This window comes from Streptomyces sp. NPDC030991 (assembly GCF_055571235.1).
Genome location: NZ_JBVIFR010000004.1, coordinates 232,300 through 250,209 on the forward strand (window position 1 = coordinate 232,300; position 17,910 = coordinate 250,209).

The window sequence follows — 17,910 nt, forward strand, 5'->3', positions numbered from 1 at the left end:
CCTGTCTTTCAGCAGGCTTGCTCAGCCCTGCTCAGCCCTGCGACGCGTCCATCCCGGCGAGCACCAGCGGCAGCCGGTCCGCGCCGCCCTCGACGACACGGACCGGGACGCCCCAGTCCTGCTGGTGCACGTGGCACGCCGGATACTCGTTGGCCGGGTCGTCGTCGCAGGAAGCGGCCATCGCCGACACGTGCAGGACACCCTCGGTGACCTCGGGGTTCAGCACCAGCGCCCGGGCCAGGTCGGTGCCCGCGCCGTCACCGGACGCGAGCAGCTCGGGCGGCGTCGCGGAGACGAGCAGCCGGGTCGAGGGACCGTACCGGGTGTCGAGCTTCTGCCCGGCGGGCGCCTGGAAGATGACGTCCAGCTCCAGCGTGCCGCCCGCCACCTCGGTCGCGGCGCGCTGGGTGCGGTGCGCGACGGACTCGACGCGTACGGCCTCCTCGGGCAGGCGCAGGCGGGTCAGCCGGTGCCGGGCCGACTCGACGACGACGATGTCACCCGACTCCCCGTCCAGCACGGCGTCACTGGGCTCACGCAGATCGGTGGCGAGTGTGGTCACCTGACCGGTCGCCGGGTCGAAACGGCGCAGGGCGTGGTTGTACGTGTCGCTGACCGCGACCGAGCCGTCGGGCAGCGCCGTGACGCCCAACGGGTGCTGGAACAGGGCCTGTCCGGCGTCGCCGTCCCGGTGACCGAAGTCGAAGAGGCCGGTACCGACGGCCGTGTGGACGGTCCCGTCGGGGTCGACGTAACGCAGCGCGCTGGTCTCCGGGTCCGCGACCCACAGCCGCTCCTCGGTCGCGGCGAGCCCCGAGGGCTGCGCGAACCAGGCCTCGGCGCCGGGCCCGTCGACCAACCCCTCGTTCGTGGTGCCGGCCGCGACCTCGACCGTCCCCGCCCGCGGGTCGTACGTCCACAGCTGGTGCACACCGGCCATGGCGATCCACACCTTGCCGCCGAAGAGAGCCACGTCCCACGGCGACGACAGGTCGACCTCCAGGGCCGGGCCGCTGGTCGGCGTCCCCTGCCACCACTGCCGGCCGGTGCCCGCGAGCGTGGTGATCGCCCCGCTCGCCAGGTCGACGGCGCGCAGCGCGTGGTTCACGGTGTCGGCGACGACCACGGTGTTCTCGTCGAGCAGCGCGAGTCCCTGCGGCTCGTTGAACGAGTCGGGCCCCAGGCCCCGCTCCCCGTTCCCGATCCGCCGCACGACGCTCTCCCCGTCGGCCGCCAGCTCCACCAGCTGATGCCGGGTGGTGTCGCTGACCAGGAAGTTCCCGGACGGCAGCAGGACCGCCTTGCCGGGGAAGCGCAGATCGGTGGCGACGGGCTCGGGCGCGACGTACGGGCCCTCGCCGCGATGCAGCGTGCCCTTCGCCTCGTGCTCCGCCTCCAGCTCCTCGACCAGCGCGGCGATGGCGTGCGCGTGCCCCTCACCGGCGTGCTGCGCGACGACATACCCCTCGGGGTCGATCACCACCAGCGTCGGCCAGGCCCGCACCGCGTACTGCTTCCAGGTCGCGAGCTCGGGGTCGTCGAGCACCGGGTGCTCCACGCCGTACCGCTCGACGGCGTCGACGACCGCGGCGTGCTCGGCCTCGTGCACGAACTTCGGCGAGTGCACACCGATGATCACCAGGGTGTCCCGGTGCTGCTCCTCCAGCTCGCGCAGCTCGTCGAGGACGTGCAGGCAGTTCACACAGCAGAAGGTCCAGAAGTCGAGAACGACAATGCGTCCGCGCAGGTCAGCGAGGGTGTACTCCTTGCCGCCTGTGTTGAGCCAGCCACCCTTGCCGATCAGCTCGGGGGCACGGACACGGGCACGGCGGGGGGCTGCTGCGGGCGCGGAGTCGTTCATGTTTCAAGGGTGCCACGCGGGCCCGCCGGACGGGTGCCGGGGCGGGGTCGTCCGGTAGACCGGCAGGCTGTCCGTCGCGCCCGTCACGGTGACCCCGGCCTTACCGTTGCCGGTTGCACGCACGTTGCAGAGGTCCCGTAACTGGCTTATAAGCGAGGCGTTTTCACCCGGGCGGCCCCCCGGGAGGGTCCGGAGGGCGGCTTGGGGGCACTCATCGACGTATGCGCTACGAAGTCAGAGAACGGATCTTCGCCATCGGCGAGGACTACTGGATCGAGGACGAGAACGGCCGCAAGGCGTTCCTCGTCGACGGGAAGGCGATGCGGCTGCGGGACACCTTCCAGCTGAAGGGGCCCGACGGACGCGTCCTCATCGACTTCCACAAGAAGATGCTCGCCCTGCGCGACACGATGGTCATCGAGCGCGGCGACGAGCGTCTCGCCACGGTCAAGCACAAACGGCTGTCGCTGCTGCGCAACCACTACCGCGTGGAGCTGGTCGACGGCACCGAACTCGACGTCAGCGGCAAGATCCTGGACCGCGAGTTCGCCGTCGAGTACGACGGCGAACTCCTCGCGGAGATCTCCCGCCGCTGGCTGCGGGTGCGCGACACGTACGGCGTCAACGTCGTCCGGGAGGACGCCGACCCGGCCCTGATCATCGCGGTCGCGGTCTGCGTCATCCACCTCGCGGAGAAGGAACGGGGGGACGACGACGCCGACTGAGACGGCGGCCGGGGCTCGTCGCGTCCCCCTCGGCGGTCAGCGCCGGGGCGGGGTGAGCCCCAGCAGCCGGTCCTTCAGCGCCGGGAACTGCTCCCGGGTCCGCGCGACCCTGGCCGGGTCGAACTCCACCCGCAGCACCTCTTCCCCGGCGCCCGCCTCCGCGAGCACCTCGCCCCACGGGTCGACCACGATGCTGTGCCCCGACTGGGGGACCCCGGCGTGCGTCCCGGCGCCCGCGCAGGCCAGCACGTACGCCTGGTTCTCCACGGCGCGCGCCTGCGCGAGCAGCGTCCAGTGCGAGCGGCGCCGCTCGGGCCAGCCGGCGGCGACGACGAGGGTCTCGGCGCCGCGGTCCACGAGCCCGCGGTACAGCTCGGGGAAGCGCAGGTCGTAGCAGGTGCTGATGCCGAGGACGGTCTCCGGCAGCGGTACGGTCACCAGCTCGTCGCCCGCGCTCATCAGCACGGCCTCGCCCTTGTCGAAGCCGAAGCGGTGGATCTTGCGGTAAGCGGCGGCGAGTTCTCCGTCGGGCGAGAAGACCAGTGCGGTGTTGTAGAGGGCGCCCGCGGGGTCCCGCTCGGGGATCGACCCGGCGTGCAGCCACACACCCGCGTCCCGCGCCGCCTTGGACATCGCGGCGAAGGTCGGCCCCTCCAGCGGTTCGGCCTCGTCCGCGAAGAGGTCGTAGGCGAAGGCGCCGGTCGTCCACAGCTCGGGCAGCACCACGAGATCGGCGAACCCGGCCTGGTCGCGCACGAGCGAACTGACGCGTTCGCGACGCTCGTTGACGGATTCGGCTGCTTCGACGGATTCGGCGGATTCGGCCGTTACTGCCGTCTCTGCCGTCTCTGCCGTTTCTGCCGCTTCTTTGCTGTTTACCGCGATCTGGATGAGGGAGGCGCGCACACTACCACCGTCCTGGCATTCGAGCCGTCGGCTAACGTCAATAACAGCCCTACGATCGTCACACGAAAGCACTGCAGGGGTGCCTGCGGGCAGCGTACTGTGCCATTCCGGGGGAGCCCCCGGACCCCCACCGACGCGACCCGACCCACCCACCGCCCGCGCCGCCGTCTACTTCACCGCCCGTGTACCACACCGCTCGAGGGGTCCCCTTCCGTGAGTCTCCACCCCAGCCTTCAGTCCTACGCCGACGCCTGGACCCACTCCGTGGAAGCGATATCCGAGCTGGTGACACCGCTCGTGGAGGGTGAGTGGAACCGCGCGACGCCCTGCCCCGGGTGGTCGGTGCGGGACATCGTCTCCCATGTCATCGGGCAGGACTGCGAGATGCTCGGCGACCCCCGGCCCATCCACACGCTGCCCCGCGATCTGTACCACGTCAAGACCGAGACGCAGCGGTACCACGAGGTGCAGGTCGACGTCCGCCGCCACCACACGGCGCCGGAGATGGTCTCCGAGCTGGAGTACACGATCATCCGCCGCTCGCGTCAGCTGCGCAACGAGAGCCGCGACCCCGACGCCAAGGTGCGCGGCCCGCGCTCGGTGGAGGAGACCCTCGAATTCGCCATGCGCAGGCGGGCGTTCGACATCTGGGTGCACGAGCAGGATCTGCGCTGGGCCCTCGGCCGGCCGGGCAACCTCGACTCCCCGGGCGCGTACGTCACGCGCGATCTGCTCCTCGCGGCCCTGCCCAAGATCGTCGCGAAGGACGCGGGCGCCCCGCCGAACTCGGCGGTCGTCTTCGACGTGCACGGCCCCGTCGAGTTCCTGCGCACGGTCCGCGTCGACGCGGACGGCAAGGGCACGGTGGACGGCGCCCCCTCACTGGGCCCGGCGGCGACGCTGGCCCTCGACTGGGAGACGTACGTCCGTCTCTCCTGCGGCCGTGTCACACCGGAATCCGTCGCGGACCGCGTCAAGAAGGACGGCGACCTGGACCTGGCCACGGCGATCGTCGCGTCGCTCCGCATCACGCCATAACCACCCGCCCCACCCCGCTGACCCGCCTGCCGGACTCCGCCCCGCCTCACCCGGCAACCCCGGACGACTGACCCGCCCGCCGGGCTCCGCCCCGCCGACCCGCCCGCCGGGCCCCGCCCCGCCCCGCCCGGCAACCCCGGACGACTGCCCCGCCCCGCTGACCCGCCCGCCGGGCTCCGCCCCGTCTTGGGCAATCTGCCGCCAAGGGCGGCAGGGTGGGCAAGGCGGCCCCCCAGCGCCGGGGCAGGCGCCTGAGCGGGCGACCACGACAACCCGGCGAAACACCCCCGGCCCCCGGCCCCCGCCCAGCAGACCCGAGCCGGGGCCCCGCCCCACCCCGCCCCACCCCGCTCACGCGGGAACGTGCACCGACGTCACCCGGGACGCGACAAGCCGCTCCCGCTCGGCGCGAGCCGCCCGCTTACGCAGCCGCAGAATCTGACCGACCCCGAACGCCTGCAACACGTACACCGCCGCGAACGCCACGCGATAGTTGTCCCCGGTGGCGTCGAGCAGCACCCCCACCGCCAGCAGCGTCGTCATCGAGGCCACGAACCCGCCCATGTTGACGATCCCGGACCCGGTCCCTTGCCGCTCCGGCGGGTTCGCGGGCCGCGCGAAGTCGAACCCGATCATCGACGCGGGCCCGCACGCGCCGAGCACCACGCACATCACCACGAGCAGCCACATCGGCGACCGCCCGGGCCAGGCGATCGGCGCCGCCCACACCAGGGCCGTCACCCCGACCGTGCCGAGCGCCAACGGCAGCCGCGCCGAGTGGTGCCGCGCCACGATCTGCCCGTACACGAGGCCCACCATCATGTTGGCCAGCACCACGAGCGTCAGCAGTTCACCCGCGGTACCCCGCGACAGACCCTGCGCCTCGACGAGGAACGGCAGCCCCCACAGCAGCAGGAACACCATCGCCGGGAACTGCGTCGTGAAGTGCACCCAGAGCCCGAGCCGCGTCCCCGGCTCCCGCCAGGCCGCCGCGATCTGCCCGCGCACGAACGCGGCGCCCTTGTGCGAGGCCGGCGCGGGCGGCGGCTCGAACCCCTCGGGGTGGTCCTTCAGGAAGAGCAGCATCAGCACCAGGACGACGACGCCGGCCAGCGCGCTGCCCGCGAACGCCGCCTCCCAGCCGATCCCGTGCAGCAGCCGCGCGATGACCAGCGTGGAGATCAGGTTGCCCGCCATGCCGACGAGCCCGGCGAGCTGCGCGACCATCGGCCCCCGCCGCGCCGGGAACCAGCGGGTGCCGAGCCGCAGCACGCTGATGAAGGTCATGGCGTCGCCGCAGCCGAGCAGCGCGCGCGAGGCGAGCGCCATCCCGTACGACGAGGAGAACGCGAAGCCGAGCTGTCCGACGGTGAACAGGACCACGCCGAACGTCAGCACCTTCTTCGTGCCGAGCCGGTCGACCATCAGGCCGACGGGTATCTGCATGCCCGCGTAGACGAGCAGCTGGAGGATCGAGAACGTGGAGAGCGCGGAGGCGTTGATGTGGAACCGCTCGACGGCGTCGAGCCCCGCCACACCCAGCGACGTACGGAAGATGACGGCGACGAAGTAGACGGCGACGCCGATGGACCACACGGCTATCGCCCGACGGCCGCCGGGCGGATCTCCGGGCAGCGAGGCGGCGGAGGTGCTGGAGCTCATCGCACGTCACCCCGCGCCAGGTTCTGGAACCAGCCCACGTGCCGCTTCACCACGGCGACCGCCGCCTCCACGTCCCCGGAGCGCAGGGCGTCGAGGAGTTCGCCGTGCTCGGCGAGGGTCTTGGCGATGCGGTCGGGGTGGGAGTGCATCACGGCGACGCCCATCCTGAGCTGCCGGTCGCGCATCTGGTCGTAGAGGCGGGACAGGATCTCGTTGCCGCCGCTGCGCACGATCTCCGCGTGGAAGCAGCGGTCGGTGGCGGCGGCGTCCGCGAACGCGCCGGCGGCGGCCTGCGTCCGCTGCGTCTCCAGGAGTCCGGCCAGGCGTTCGAGGAGCCACGGCTGTGCCGGGACGGCCTTGCGCACCGCGTGCTCCTCGACGAGCAGCCGGGTCTCCACGACGTCCGCGATCTCCTGCGCCGAGACGGGCAGCACCAGGGCGCCCTTCTTCGGGTAGAGCCGCAGCAGCCCCTCGACCTGCAGCCTGAGCAGCGCCTCGCGCACCGGGGTGCGGGAGACCCCGACGGCCTCGGCGAGCTCGCCCTCGGTGAGCAGCGTCCCGCCCTCGTAACGGCGTTCGAGCACGCCGCGCTTCACATGGTCGTAGACCCGGTCGGCGGCCGGGGGGCGCTTTTCGGGGGCACGTTTTTCGGTGACGGTCGCGGGCACGCGCACATCATAGATACAACACGTACGCAAGACGGACCACGTCCATCATGCGGGACGCCCGCCCACTGATGCCCACCCACTGATTGCTTGCCCACTGACGCCCGCCCACTGATGTTCGAGTGAATTTCATCCGGCAGGCGTGCAACCCCCCACCCGCTTCAGGAGTCTCACCAGTGCGCGTCCCGCCCAAGGGGCGGTGCATTAGGGGCACTTGGAGCGTTCAACTTGAATACTCGCATAACGGGCATCGCCGTTCTCGCCGTGGGAACCATGCTCACCAGCGGAGCGCTGACCACCTCCGCACAGGCCGCCACGGCGCCGGCCGTACCCAAGGTCGCCGCGGTCGGCGGATTCGTGATGAACAACGGGACCGGCAAGTCCCTGTTCACCAAGGCCGCGGACACCCGCAGGTCCACCGGCTCCACCACCAAGATCATGACGGCCAAGGTGGTACTGGCCACGAAGAACCTCAACCTGAACACCAAGGTCACTGTCCAGAAGGCGTACAGCGACTACATAGTGAAGAACAACGCCTCGTCGGCCCGGCTGATCGTCGGCGACAAGGTCACCGTGCGCCAGCTGCTGTACGGGCTGATGCTGCCGTCGGGCTGCGACGCGGCGTACGCGCTCGCGGACAAGTTCGGCTCGGGCTCGACGCGGGACGCCCGGGTGAAGTCCTTCATCGGCAAGATGAACAAGGCCGCCACCGACCTGGGTCTGAAGAACACCCACTTCGACTCGTTCGACGGCATCGGCAAGGGCAAGAACTACTCGACGCCGCGTGATCTCACGAAGATCGCGTCGTCGGCGATGAAGAACTCCACGTTCCGCTCGGTCGTGAAGACGAAGTCGACGAAGCAGAAGGTCACGACGAAGTCCGGTGGCTACCGGAACATGTCGTGGTCCAACACCAACACCCTGCTCGGTTCGTACTCCGGCGCCATCGGAGTGAAGACCGGCTCGGGCCCGGAGGCCGGCTACTGCCTGGTCTTCGCGGCGACCCGCAGCGGCAAGACCGTCATCGGCACGGTCCTGAAGTCGACGTCGGTCAACGCCCGCACGTCGGACGCGAAGAAGCTCATGGACTACGGCTTCAAGAAGTAGCCACGGTCCAGTACACGGAATCGGAAGCGGGCGGCGCCTTGGGAACCCACGAGGCGCGGTCCGCTTCCGTGCTCCAGTCCGGGACGTCCTCGTAGTAGATCGTGAGCGCCCAGAACCGCTCCTCCTCGTGGAGGATGATGTCGTCCTCGTCGGACAGGTCCTGGCCGTGCCACTGCCGGTTGACCCGCGCGACGGCCTCGGCGCGCGAGATCTTCAGCTCCGTGACCATGAAGTCGACAATGAGCTCCAAGAGCTCGTCCGTCTCGTCGCAGGTGGGCATGGTGTACGTACTACTCGTGATCGACTCCTTCGCTCCGGCTCTCTCAGCAATGACGCGTCGAGCAACGGTCCCGTATTGCCGAAGAAGACGGTCTGGTCCCCGGTCCAGACAGGCGCCTTCCCCTTCTTGAAGGGCCCTGGATTCCTGAGCATGGGCCCCTCGACGACATAGTCCTCGGCCTGCCTGCTGCGCGTCGTGTAGAAACCGTTGCCGAAGTCCATGGGGCGCGGCTTGAACGACGGGTCGACGCCGTGCGTGCGGATCGCCTGCTCACCGGCCCGGTTCGTGGCGTGGTACAGATCCACGCAGGGCGCGAGGCCCAGCGGGTCCGCCATGGCCTGCGGTTAGCGACGTAGGCGAGCGGATTGGGCGCCGGGTCGAGACCGAGCGGGTCGGGGCTGACGTAGCGCCGCCCCCGTTCCCGTCGGCCCGGCCCTTGCCGTTTCCGTTGCCCCGGCCGTTGCCGCCGTTGCCCCGGCCGCCAAAGGGCCGCCGCACTTTCGTGTGCGGCGGCCCTCTCAACCGGCTCTTTCAGGAGAAGGAGCGGTTCTCCGGGGGGAGCAGAAGCGGTTCAGCTCCAGGTGATCAGACGCTTCGGCCGCTCCAGCACCGCCGCCACGTCCGCCAGCACCTTCGAGCCCAGCTCCCCGTCGACCAGGCGGTGGTCGAAGGAGAGCGCCAGCGTCGTCACCTGACGCGGCTTCACCTTGCCCTTGTGCACCCAGGGCTGGAGCTTGATGGCGCCGACCGCGAGGATCGCCGACTCCCCGGGGTTCAGGATCGGCGTACCGGTGTCGACCCCGAAGACGCCGACGTTGGTGATGGTGACCGTGCCGCCCTGCATCGCCGCGGGGGACGTCCTGCCCTCCCGCGCCGTGGCCACCAACTCGCCCAGCGACGATGCCAGTTCGGGCAGCGTCTTCGCGTGGGCGTCCTTGATGTTCGGCACGATGAGGCCGCGCGGGGTCGCCGCGGCGATGCCCAGGTTCACGTAGTGCTTCTGGACGATCTCCTGGGCGGCCTCGTCCCACGACGCGTTGACCGCGGGGTTGCGCTTGATCGCGACGAGCAGCGCCTTGGAGATGAGCAGCAGCGGATTGACCCGCAGCCCCTGCATGTCCTTGTCGGCCTTGAGCTCCTCGACGAGCTTCATCGTCCGCGTCACGTCGACCGTCACGAACTCCGTGACGTGCGGCGCCGTGAACGCCGAGCCGATCATCGCCTGGGCCGTCGCCTTGCGGACGCCCTTCACCGGGATCCGGGTCTCGCGGGCACCGTCGTACGTCGGCGCAGGAACGGCCGCCTGCACGGGGGCCGGGGCCTGCGCGGGGAGCTCGGGAGCCGGCGCGGGCGCCACCGCGGCGTGCACGTCCTCGCGCGTGATGATGCCGTCGGGGCTCGACGGGATCACCGCCGTGAGGTCGACGCCGAGGTCCTTGGCGAGCTTGCGCACCGGCGGCTTGGCCAGCGGACGTCGCTCGACGGCCGGGGCCGCCGTCCCGTTCGCCGTGGTCCCGTTCGCCGCCGTCCCGTTGGCCGTGGCCCCGTTGGCCGCCGGGGTCTCGGCGCCCTTGCGGACCCGCCGCTTGGTCGACGTCTCGGCGACGCCGTAGCCGACGAGCACGGGCTGGCGCCCCTGCGGCTCGGCGGCCTCCGCCTCGGGTGCGGGTGCGGGGGCGGCCTGCGCCACCGGCTCCGGCTCCGGCGCGGGGGCGTCGCCCGCCACGTCCACCGAGATGATCACCTGGCCGACATCGACGGTCGTGCCCTCGGGGAACAGCAGCTCCTTGACCACACCGTCGAACGGGATCGGCAGCTCGACGGCCGCCTTCGCCGTCTCCACCTCACAGACGACCTGCCCGTCCTCGACCGTGTCGCCGGGCTGTACGTACCACTTGAGGATCTCGGCCTCGGTCAGGCCCTCGCCCACGTCGGGCATCTTGAATTCGCGCGCCATGACTCTCAGCCTCCTCAGTACGCCAGCGAACGGTCGACGGCGTCGAGCACCCGGTCAAGACCCGGCAGGTACTCGTCCTCCAGCCGCGCCGGCGGATACGGCGCGTGGTACCCGCCGACCCGCAGCACGGGCGCCTCCAGGTGGTAGAAGCACCGCTCGGTGATCCGCGCGGCCAGCTCGGCACCGGACCCGAGGAAGACGGGCGCCTCGTGCGCGACGACCAGGTGCCGCGTCTTCTCCACCGACTTCTGTACGGCGTCGAAGTCCATCGGCGAGATCGACCGCAGGTCGAGCACCTCCAGCGACTTGCCCTCCTCCGCGGCGGCGGCCGCGGCCTCCAGGCAGACCTTCACCATCGGCCCGTACCCGACGAGCGTCAGATCGGTGCCCTCCCGCGCCACGACGGCCTTGTGCAGATCGCCGGGGACGGCCTCCGTGTCGACCTCGCCCTTGTCCCAGTAGCGCCGCTTCGGCTCGAAGAAGATCACCGGGTCGTCGCTCTGGATGGCCTGCTGGAGCATCCAGTACGCGTCGGACGAGTTCGAGGGGGAGACCACCTTGAGCCCCGACACGTGCGCGAACAGCGCCTCGGGCGACTCGCTGTGGTGCTCGACCGCGCCGATGCCGCCGCCGTACGGGATGCGGATGACGACCGGTGTCTTGACCTTGCCGAGCGCGCGGGCGTGCATCTTCGCGAGCTGCGTGACGATCTGGTCGTACGCGGGAAAGACGAAGCCGTCGAACTGGATCTCCACGACCGGGCGGTAGCCGCGCAGCGCGAGGCCGATCGCGGTGCCGACGATGCCGGACTCGGCGAGCGGGGTGTCGATGATCCGCTCCTCGCCGAAGTCCTTCAGCAGGCCGTCCGTCACCCGGAAGACACCGCCGAGCACGCCGACGTCCTCGCCCATGACGAGGACCTTCGGGTCGTTCTCCAGCGCCGTGCGCAGCGACTCGTTGATCGCCTTGGCGATCGGAAGTTTCTGTACCGCCATGACCTCAGGCCTCCCCAGCCGCTTCGTCGGCGAACGACGCCTGGTAGGCGACGAACTGCGCGCGCTCCTCGTCGACGAGCGCGTGCCCGTCCGCGTACACGTTCTCGAAGATCGCCAAGTGGCCCGGGTCCGGCATGGCCCGTACGACATCACGCACTCGCTTTCCCAACGCCTCGCTCTCGGCGTCGAGTTCCGCGAAAAATCCCTCATCCGTGTCGGTTTCGGACTCCAGGTATGTGCGCAGGCGCAGGATCGGGTCCTTCGCCTCCCACGCGACGCGCTCCTCGTCGGCCCGGTACTTCGACGGGTCGTCGGAGGTGGTGTGCGCGCCCATCCGGTACGTGAACGCCTCGACCAGGGTCGGGCCTTCGCCGTCGCGCGCCCGCTGCAGGGCCCACCGGGTCACGGCGAGACAGGCCAGCACGTCGTTGCCGTCGACCCGGACGCCGGGGAAGCCGAAGCCCTGCGCGCGCTGGTACAGCGGCACCCGCATCTGGCGCTCGGTCGGCTCGGAGATCGCCCACTGGTTGTTCTGGCAGAAGAACACCACGGGCGCGTTGTACACCGCGCCGAAGTTGAACGCTTCCAGGACGTCGCCCTGGCTGGAGGCGCCGTCGCCGAAGTAGGCGACGACCGCCGAGTCCGCGCCGTCCTTCGCGATGCCCATGGCGTAGCCCGTGGCGTGCAGCGTCTGGGAGCCGATGACGATCGTGTACAGGTGGAAGTTGTTGCTGTTCGGGTCCCAGCCGCCGTGGTTCACGCCGCGGAACATGCCGAGCAGATTGGTCGGATCGACCCCGCGGCACCAGGCGACGCCGTGCTCGCGGTAGGTCGGGAAGACGTAGTCGTCCTCGCGGGTGGCCCGCCCCGAGCCGATCTGGGCGGCCTCCTGGCCGAGCAGCGACGCCCACAGGCCCAGCTCGCCCTGGCGCTGGAGGGCGGTGGCCTCGGCGTCGAAGCGGCGGGTGAGGACCATGTCGCGGTACAGGGCGCGCAGCTCGTCGTCGGTGATCGCGTCGACGTAAGCGTCGTACACCGCGGTCTGCGCGTTCTTGACCCGCTTGCCCTCCGGGGTCAGCAGCTGGACCAGCTCGGTCCGGGCCGGGGCGGCGGCCTTGCCGGGGGATTTCCTCGGGGCCTTCTTCGCGGCGGCCCGCTTGCGCTGCGGCTGTGCCTTCTGCGCGGCGGCAGTGCTGTCAGCACTGTCTACGGTCACGTGTGCTCCTCCGTCGGTCCGGCCCCCGGGATTGCCGGATGGCCAGTCGGCTCGGCTCGCCTGATCCGTCCACGCACGGGGTGGGTGCGGTGGAGCCGAATTCAGGCGTGACTAGAAAGAACGAAAAGAACCTGTGCTCCGGCAAGCACCCTTCACCCAGCACGTTACCCAGTGCGACACACATCTGCGAAACCCCATCTGACCTGCGATTTTGCTTGGATTTCCAAGTACCTTGATGGTTGGAACTCCTAGTAACCGCGAGAACGACGAAGCGCCGCAGGTCACAGCCGTGGTCTGAGCCCTGGATCACAGCCTGGCAGGAGGCCGGAACACCGGCACGTTATCCCGGTCACCCGGGGCGCGGGAAGAGCTGGTGTGTGAGACTGAATCCGTGCGCGAAGACGGAAAAATTACGGTATTTCTCCTCGATGACCACGAGGTGGTGCGCCGCGGCGTCCATGAGCTGCTCTCGATGGAGGCCGACATCGAAGTGGTCGGCGAGGCCGGCACGGCCGCCGACGCGCTGGTCCGCATCCCCGCGACCAGGCCCGATGTCGCCGTGCTCGACGTACGCCTGCCCGACGGCAGCGGCGTCGAGGTGTGCCGCGAGATCCGCTCCCAGGACGAGTCGATCCGGTGCCTGATGCTGACCTCGTTCTCCGACGACGAGGCCCTCTTCGACGCGATCATGGCCGGTGCGTCCGGTTATGTGCTCAAGGCCATCCGGGGCGCCGAGCTGCTCACCGCCGTCCGTGACGTGGCGGCGGGGCGCTCGCTGCTCGACCCGGTGGCCACCGCCCGGGTCCTGGAGCGGCTGCGCGACGGCGGCCGCAGCAAGGACGACGACCGGCTCGCGGGCCTCACCGACCAGGAGCGCAAGATCCTCGATCTGATCGGCGAGGGCCTGACCAATCGCGTGATCGGCGAGCGCCTCCACCTCGCCGAGAAGACGATCAAGAACTATGTCTCCAGCCTCCTGTCCAAGCTCGGCATGGAGCGCCGCTCGCAGGCCGCGGCCTATGTGGCGCGCATGCAGGCCCAGAAACAGCACTGACAGTCCTGGCAGTACTGACGGTCCTGGCAGTAACGCCAGTCCTGGCAGGCCCGCTGGCAGCACTGCTGACACCGTCCGCCCCGCCGCGGCAGGTCCGTACGCGCGCGCAAGGGACCTACGTCCCTCGTGCAGGGGGCGGGAGCCCCTTCTCCGGCGCCCCGTCGGCGTCGCACAGTGGTGACATGCCCTCCGAGACGCAGCCGCAGGATGTCGAGCGCGGCTTCGAGCTGCTCGCCCGTGTGCACCACGGCCGGGTGGCGACCAGCATGCGCGCCCTGCCCTTCCTCGCCGTCGCCCGCCACATCGTGGTGAGCGGGCGGCTCCTGCTGCGTCTGCACCGGGGCTACGGCTACCACCTGGCCTGCGTCGGCGGCGTGGTCGCGTACGGGGCGGACAATCTGGGCAGCCAGGCGCCCGGCGCCGCCGACGGCCCGGGGCAGTGGTCGGTGCAGTGCGTCGGCACCTGCGCCCTGGTCGAGCCCACCACCGCCGAACTGGAACTTTTCGGGCCCGCCCCACACTTCGCGGACGACGAACTCTTCGACCCGGTGTACCTCCGCGTGGACCCGCAGTTCGTGACGGTGCACGAACTGCGCGGCGGCTCGGCCGCCCGGAACACACCCCGCGCGCGGGTGCGGCGCTTCTAGACGCGCGGCTGCCAGCTCTCCGGAGCGGCTGAGGGCGGCTCGGGTTGTCCCGAGCCGCCCTCACGCGTCCTTTGCCAAGCTTCAAGCCGCCTCGAAGGCCGGTCCAGCGCCCTCGGACCCTTCAGGTCAGTTGTTGCCGCCGTCGGTGCCGGCCACGACGCCGGTGCCGCCGTCGGTCACGCCGCCGGTCGTGTCGTCGCCGTCGTCGCCCGTCGGGGTGGGCGACGGGGGCGGGGACTGCGGCTGGGACTGCGTGGGCGTGTTCTGGTCCGTCGGCTCGTCGGAGGGCTGCGTCGGCTGGTTCGTCTGCGACTGCGTCGGCGTCTGATTGCCGGCGGTCGGCCGGTAGGACGGCGTGTAGTCGCCCTGGCCGCCCGAGCCGTCGCCCGGGTCCTGCGTCTCGTCCTTGGTCGCCTCGTCGTCGGCCGACTTGCTCGGCTCGTCCGACTTCGCGGACTTGCTGGTGGTCGGGGACTGCGTGGTGCCGCCCCCGCCGCCCGAACCGTTGCTCGCGTTCAGCGCCAGAGCGACGCCCACCGCGATCGCGATGACCGCGAGCACGGCGAAGATCCACAGCTTGCCGCGGCCCGAGCTGTTCCCGCGGCCGTCGAAGCCGCCGTCGTCACCGCCCGGCGGGCGCAGCATCGGCTGTGCGGCCGTGCCCTGGTCGCCCGGGTGCGGCAGCGCGGTGGTGCCGGCCAGACCCATCGCCGGGGTGCTGCCGCCCTCGTGCAGGGCGTCGACAGGGCCGGTGTTCCAGGTGCCGGTGTGGCCGCCCTGCTCGTAGAGCATCGAGAGGCCGTACTGGACGAGGCCGCGCATCTCCTCGGCCGTCTGGAACCGGTCGTCGGGGTCCTTGGCCAGCGAGCGCATGACGAGGCCGTCCAGCTCCGGCGGCGTCGCGTCCGAGACCTCGGAGGGCGGCACGGGGATGTCCTGGACGTGCTGGTAGACGACGGACAGCGGCGTCTCACCGGTGAAGGGGGGCCGCAGCGCGAGGAGTTCGTAGAGCAGGCAGCCGGTCGCGTACAGGTCGGAGCGGTGGTCGACGGCCTTGCCGAGGGCCTGCTCGGGCGACAGGTACTGGGGCGTGCCCATGACCATGCCGGTCTGCGTCATCGTGGACTGCGCGCCGTGCAGGGCGCGGGCGATGCCGAAGTCCATCACCTTCACCGCGCCGGAGTGGGTGATGATCACGTTGGCGGGCTTGATGTCGCGGTGCACGATGCCGTGCTGGTGCGAGTAGGCGAGCGCCTCCAGCACACCGGAGACGATGATCAGGGCCTGCTCGGGGCCCGGCGCCTCCGCGTTGAGGAGGAGGTCGCGGATGGTGCGGCCCTCGACGAGCTCCATGACGATGTACGGAACGGTGGAGCCGTTCACGTAGTCCTCGCCGGAGTCGTAGACCGCGACGACAGCGTGGTGGTTGAGGCCCGCGACCGACTGCGCCTCGCGCGTGAAGCGGGCCTTGGAGACCGGGTCCTCGGCAAGGTCGGAGCGGAGCAGCTTGACTGCGACGGTGCGCCCGAGGCGCACGTCCTCGGCTGCGAACACCTCGGCCATGCCGCCCCGGCCGAGTCTGTGCGTCAGCCGGTACCGGCCGTCGCCGACGAGCCCGCCGTTACCCCACAGCTCCGGCGCATCTGACATACCGCCGCCAGTCGCCTCGGGGTCGGACGGGCCCTGAGCGCGCTGCTGCTGTGCCATCAGTCCTCGCCGTCGTTTCTGTCCGTGCTGCCGTTGCCGCCGGAACCCTGCGTCGGAGTACGCGCGGTGGTGAAATACGGTCTCCGTCGGGCCACGCTACAGGCTTCGGCCGCGGCTCCGTTCCGAGATGGACCGGACATCAAACCCGTTGCCGTGCGGGCCCTGCAAATCGGACGCGCAATTCTCGCACCTGGTCCATGAACATTTCCTGTAACGCTTGCGCGACTCTTCCCGCCCGTACGGTCACGGAACGGGCATCGCGCTTGACGTGCCCGTGCCCTCGGGCAGACTTGGCCGGGAATAGCTGAATTCGATCACCGGCCGCGCCGACGCGGGGCGCTATGGGGGACGTGGAAATGAGCCAAGACGGCGGCGCCGGCGGTCGGTACGCGGGAAGTTCCGTGGCGGGCGGCCGGTATCAACTGCGTGACCTGCTCGGCCAGGGCGGCATGGCTTCCGTGCACCTCGCACACGACACCCGGCTCGACCGCGCCGTCGCCATCAAGACTTTGCACACGGAACTCGGCCGCGAGGACGCCTTCCGCCAGCGCTTCCAGCGCGAGGCCATGTCCGTGGCCAAGCTCACGCACACGAACATCGTCTCGGTCTTCGACTCCGGCGAGGACGACCTCGGCGGGGTCATCACCCCCTACATCGTCATGGAGTATGTCGAGGGCCTCCCGCTCGGCTCCGTGCTCGACCAGGACGTGCGGCAGTACGGCGCCATGCCCGCCGACAAGGCTCTGAAGATCACGGCCGATGTGCTCGCCGCGCTGGAGATCAGCCACGAGATGGGCCTGGTGCACCGCGACATCAAGCCGGGCAACGTGATGATGACGAAGCGGAACGTCGTCAAGGTCATGGACTTCGGCATCGCCCGCGCCATGCAGTCCGGCGTCACGTCGATGACGCAGACCGGCATGGTCGTCGGCACCCCGCAGTACCTCTCGCCCGAGCAGGCCCTGGGCCGCGGCGTGGACGCCCGCTCCGACCTGTACTCGGTCGGCATCATGCTCTTCCAACTGACCACCGGGCGGTTGCCGTTCGAGGCGGACTCGCCGCTGGCCATCGCGTACGCGCACGTCCAGGAGGAGCCGGTCGCCCCGTCCTCCATCAACCGGGCGCTGCCGCCCGCCATCGACGCGCTGGTCGCCCGCGCGCTGAAGAAGAACCCGAACGAGCGCTTCCCGAGCGCGGAGGCGATGCGCGACGAGTGCCTGCGCGTGGCCCAGTCGCTCGCCTCGGCTCCGTCGACGGCGCCGAGCATCGTGCCGGGCGCCCGGACGGCGAGCGGCGCGGGCGTCGGCTCGGCCGTCTTCCCGCCGGTCGACCAGAGCGGGGCGCCTGCCCCGACCGGGCCCGTCCACAGCCCGTACCAGCCGGGCCCGTACGGCCCCGCGACCCCGCAGCCGCAGGCCGGGTACGGCTATCCGCAGCAGCAGAACATGCAGGGCGGCTACCGGACCCCGCCGCCCGCGTCCCCGTACGCGCAGCAGGGCGGGCAGACCCCGCCGCCGTACAACATCGGGCCGCAGCCCGCGGCGAGCGCGCAGCGTCCGGGCGGCGGGGGCCGCAACAAGGCGGTGGTCATCGCCTCGATCGTCGTCGCGCTCATCGCCATCGGCGGTCTGGTCACGGCCCTGACGCTGAACGGCGACGACGACAAGCCCGAAGGTTCGGACAAGCCGTCCGCGTCCGCGGTCGCCGGGCACAAGGGGCCGGATCTGACGAAGACGATCGAGCCGGACGAGTGCACGGAGCCCTACAACGGCTCGGACGACGAGAACAAGATCAAGGTCCCGGACTTCTACCTGAAGAACATCGACTCGGTGAGCGCCTGCTTCCGGGCCGCGGGGTGGACGCGGAAGATCAAGAAGGTCGACGACAACACGTGGGGCGAGGGGACCGTCCTCGACCAGTTCCCCGCCGCCGGTACCGAGGTGGATCCGCAGAACATGCCGCAGATCCAGCTGAACGTCTCGACGGGCGATCCCGTGCAGTGACCCCGGGGACGGGGCCCGCTCCGGTGCCATGACCAGGCGTGGTCGGTGCCGGGGTTCCGCCGGGTGACCGCGTCACCGGAAGGGGCC

Annotated in this window: 15 protein-coding genes; 6 read left to right on the forward strand and 9 right to left on the reverse strand. The window is 70.6% G+C overall.

Translation table 11 applies throughout. The annotated features are described in order from the left end of the window. Positions 1-31: 31 nt before the first annotated feature. Positions 32-1,861 (reverse strand): NHL domain-containing thioredoxin family protein, encoded by a 1,830-nt coding sequence (locus ACZ45E_RS09740; protein ID WP_468218657.1) that lies wholly within the window; start codon positions 1,859-1,861, stop codon positions 32-34. Between the two features lie 221 nt (positions 1,862-2,082). Between ACZ45E_RS09740 and ACZ45E_RS09745 the strand changes: the two genes are divergently transcribed. Continuing rightward, the gene (locus tag ACZ45E_RS09745; protein ID WP_468218658.1) at positions 2,083-2,586 is read left to right on the forward strand and encodes an LURP-one-related/scramblase family protein; all 504 of its coding nucleotides are present in this window, start codon (positions 2,083-2,085) and stop codon (positions 2,584-2,586) included. A gap of 36 nt (positions 2,587-2,622) precedes the next feature. Here ACZ45E_RS09745 and ACZ45E_RS09750 read toward each other — a convergent pair whose 3' ends face one another. After that, entirely contained in the window at positions 2,623-3,492 is an 870-nt protein-coding gene (locus tag ACZ45E_RS09750) for a carbon-nitrogen family hydrolase (protein WP_468218660.1), read from the reverse strand. 213 nt (positions 3,493-3,705) lie between these two features. Here ACZ45E_RS09750 and ACZ45E_RS09755 point away from each other — a divergent pair, with 213 nt between their 5' ends. After that, a complete protein-coding gene (locus ACZ45E_RS09755) occupies positions 3,706-4,530 on the forward strand; it encodes a maleylpyruvate isomerase family mycothiol-dependent enzyme (protein WP_468218663.1) in 825 nt (274 codons plus the stop codon). A 351-nt stretch (positions 4,531-4,881) separates the two neighbouring features. Here ACZ45E_RS09755 and ACZ45E_RS09760 read toward each other — a convergent pair whose 3' ends face one another. Beyond that, positions 4,882-6,192 (reverse strand): MFS transporter, encoded by a 1,311-nt coding sequence (locus ACZ45E_RS09760; protein ID WP_468218664.1) that lies wholly within the window; start codon positions 6,190-6,192, stop codon positions 4,882-4,884. Then, complete coding sequence (locus ACZ45E_RS09765; RefSeq protein WP_468218666.1) at positions 6,189-6,860, reverse strand: GntR family transcriptional regulator; 672 nt, start codon at positions 6,858-6,860, stop codon at positions 6,189-6,191. The genes ACZ45E_RS09760 and ACZ45E_RS09765 overlap by 4 nt, the downstream gene beginning before the upstream one ends. A 270-nt stretch (positions 6,861-7,130) precedes the next feature. Between ACZ45E_RS09765 and ACZ45E_RS09770 the strand changes: the two genes are divergently transcribed. Then, on the forward strand, positions 7,131-7,964 hold the full coding sequence (locus tag ACZ45E_RS09770) for a D-alanyl-D-alanine carboxypeptidase family protein (RefSeq protein ID WP_468219195.1): 834 nt from the start codon (positions 7,131-7,133) through the stop codon (positions 7,962-7,964). Here the strand turns inward: ACZ45E_RS09770 and ACZ45E_RS09775 are convergent. From ACZ45E_RS09775 to pdhA, 4 genes are all read right to left on the reverse strand, one after another. Then, positions 7,954-8,244 (reverse strand): hypothetical protein, encoded by a 291-nt coding sequence (locus ACZ45E_RS09775; RefSeq protein ID WP_468218668.1) that lies wholly within the window; start codon positions 8,242-8,244, stop codon positions 7,954-7,956. The two genes, ACZ45E_RS09770 and ACZ45E_RS09775, sit on opposite strands and share 11 nt — an antisense overlap. A gap of 571 nt (positions 8,245-8,815) precedes the next feature. Beyond that, entirely contained in the window at positions 8,816-10,201 is a 1,386-nt protein-coding gene (locus ACZ45E_RS09780; RefSeq protein ID WP_468218670.1) for a dihydrolipoamide acetyltransferase family protein, read from the reverse strand. Between the two features lie 14 nt (positions 10,202-10,215). Then, the gene (locus ACZ45E_RS09785) at positions 10,216-11,196 is read right to left on the reverse strand and encodes an alpha-ketoacid dehydrogenase subunit beta (protein WP_468218671.1); all 981 of its coding nucleotides are present in this window, start codon (positions 11,194-11,196) and stop codon (positions 10,216-10,218) included. Positions 11,197-11,200: 4 nt separating this feature from the next. Then, a complete protein-coding gene (pdhA, locus tag ACZ45E_RS09790) occupies positions 11,201-12,412 on the reverse strand; it encodes a pyruvate dehydrogenase (acetyl-transferring) E1 component subunit alpha (protein ID WP_468218674.1) in 1,212 nt (403 codons plus the stop codon). Between the two features lie 391 nt (positions 12,413-12,803). Between pdhA and ACZ45E_RS09795 the strand changes: the two genes are divergently transcribed. Both ACZ45E_RS09795 and ACZ45E_RS09800 read left to right on the forward strand, forming a co-directional pair. Then, positions 12,804-13,466: a response regulator gene (locus ACZ45E_RS09795; protein ID WP_468218675.1), complete on the forward strand. Its 663-nt coding sequence runs from the start codon at positions 12,804-12,806 to the stop codon at positions 13,464-13,466. Positions 13,467-13,648: 182 nt separating this feature from the next. After that, entirely contained in the window at positions 13,649-14,113 is a 465-nt protein-coding gene (locus ACZ45E_RS09800; RefSeq protein WP_468218677.1) for a pyridoxamine 5'-phosphate oxidase family protein, read from the forward strand. Between the two features lie 126 nt (positions 14,114-14,239). Here ACZ45E_RS09800 and ACZ45E_RS09805 read toward each other — a convergent pair whose 3' ends face one another. After that, positions 14,240-15,820 carry a protein kinase domain-containing protein gene (locus ACZ45E_RS09805; protein WP_468218680.1) on the reverse strand — a complete coding sequence of 527 codons (1,581 nt, stop codon included), beginning with the start codon at positions 15,818-15,820 and terminating at the stop codon, positions 14,240-14,242. Between the two features lie 356 nt (positions 15,821-16,176). On the opposite strand from ACZ45E_RS09805, the gene ACZ45E_RS09810 reads away from it, so the two are divergent. Continuing rightward, a complete protein-coding gene (locus tag ACZ45E_RS09810; protein ID WP_468218682.1) occupies positions 16,177-17,823 on the forward strand; it encodes a protein kinase domain-containing protein in 1,647 nt (548 codons plus the stop codon). The last annotated feature ends 87 nt before the right edge of the window (positions 17,824-17,910 follow it).

Bases quoted from the DNA above. Each gene is read 5' to 3' on its own strand.
- ACZ45E_RS09775 (WP_468218668.1), bottom strand. From the start codon at position 8,244: ATGCCCACCTGCGACGAGACGGACGAGCTCTTGGAGCTCATTGTCGAC.
- ACZ45E_RS09760 (WP_468218664.1), bottom strand. From the start codon at position 6,192: ATGAGCTCCAGCACCTCCGCCGCCTCGCTGCCCGGAGATCCGCCCGGC.
- ACZ45E_RS09745 (WP_468218658.1), top strand. From the start codon at position 2,083: ATGCGCTACGAAGTCAGAGAACGGATCTTCGCCATCGGCGAGGACTAC.
- ACZ45E_RS09740 (WP_468218657.1), bottom strand. From the start codon at position 1,861: ATGAACGACTCCGCGCCCGCAGCAGCCCCCCGCCGTGCCCGTGTCCGT.
- ACZ45E_RS09810 (WP_468218682.1), top strand. From the start codon at position 16,177: ATGAGCCAAGACGGCGGCGCCGGCGGTCGGTACGCGGGAAGTTCCGTG.
- ACZ45E_RS09800 (WP_468218677.1), top strand. From the start codon at position 13,649: ATGCCCTCCGAGACGCAGCCGCAGGATGTCGAGCGCGGCTTCGAGCTG.
- ACZ45E_RS09770 (WP_468219195.1), top strand. From the start codon at position 7,131: ATGCTCACCAGCGGAGCGCTGACCACCTCCGCACAGGCCGCCACGGCG.
- ACZ45E_RS09785 (WP_468218671.1), bottom strand. From the start codon at position 11,196: ATGGCGGTACAGAAACTTCCGATCGCCAAGGCGATCAACGAGTCGCTG.
- ACZ45E_RS09805 (WP_468218680.1), bottom strand. From the start codon at position 15,820: ATGGCACAGCAGCAGCGCGCTCAGGGCCCGTCCGACCCCGAGGCGACT.
- ACZ45E_RS09780 (WP_468218670.1), bottom strand. From the start codon at position 10,201: ATGGCGCGCGAATTCAAGATGCCCGACGTGGGCGAGGGCCTGACCGAG.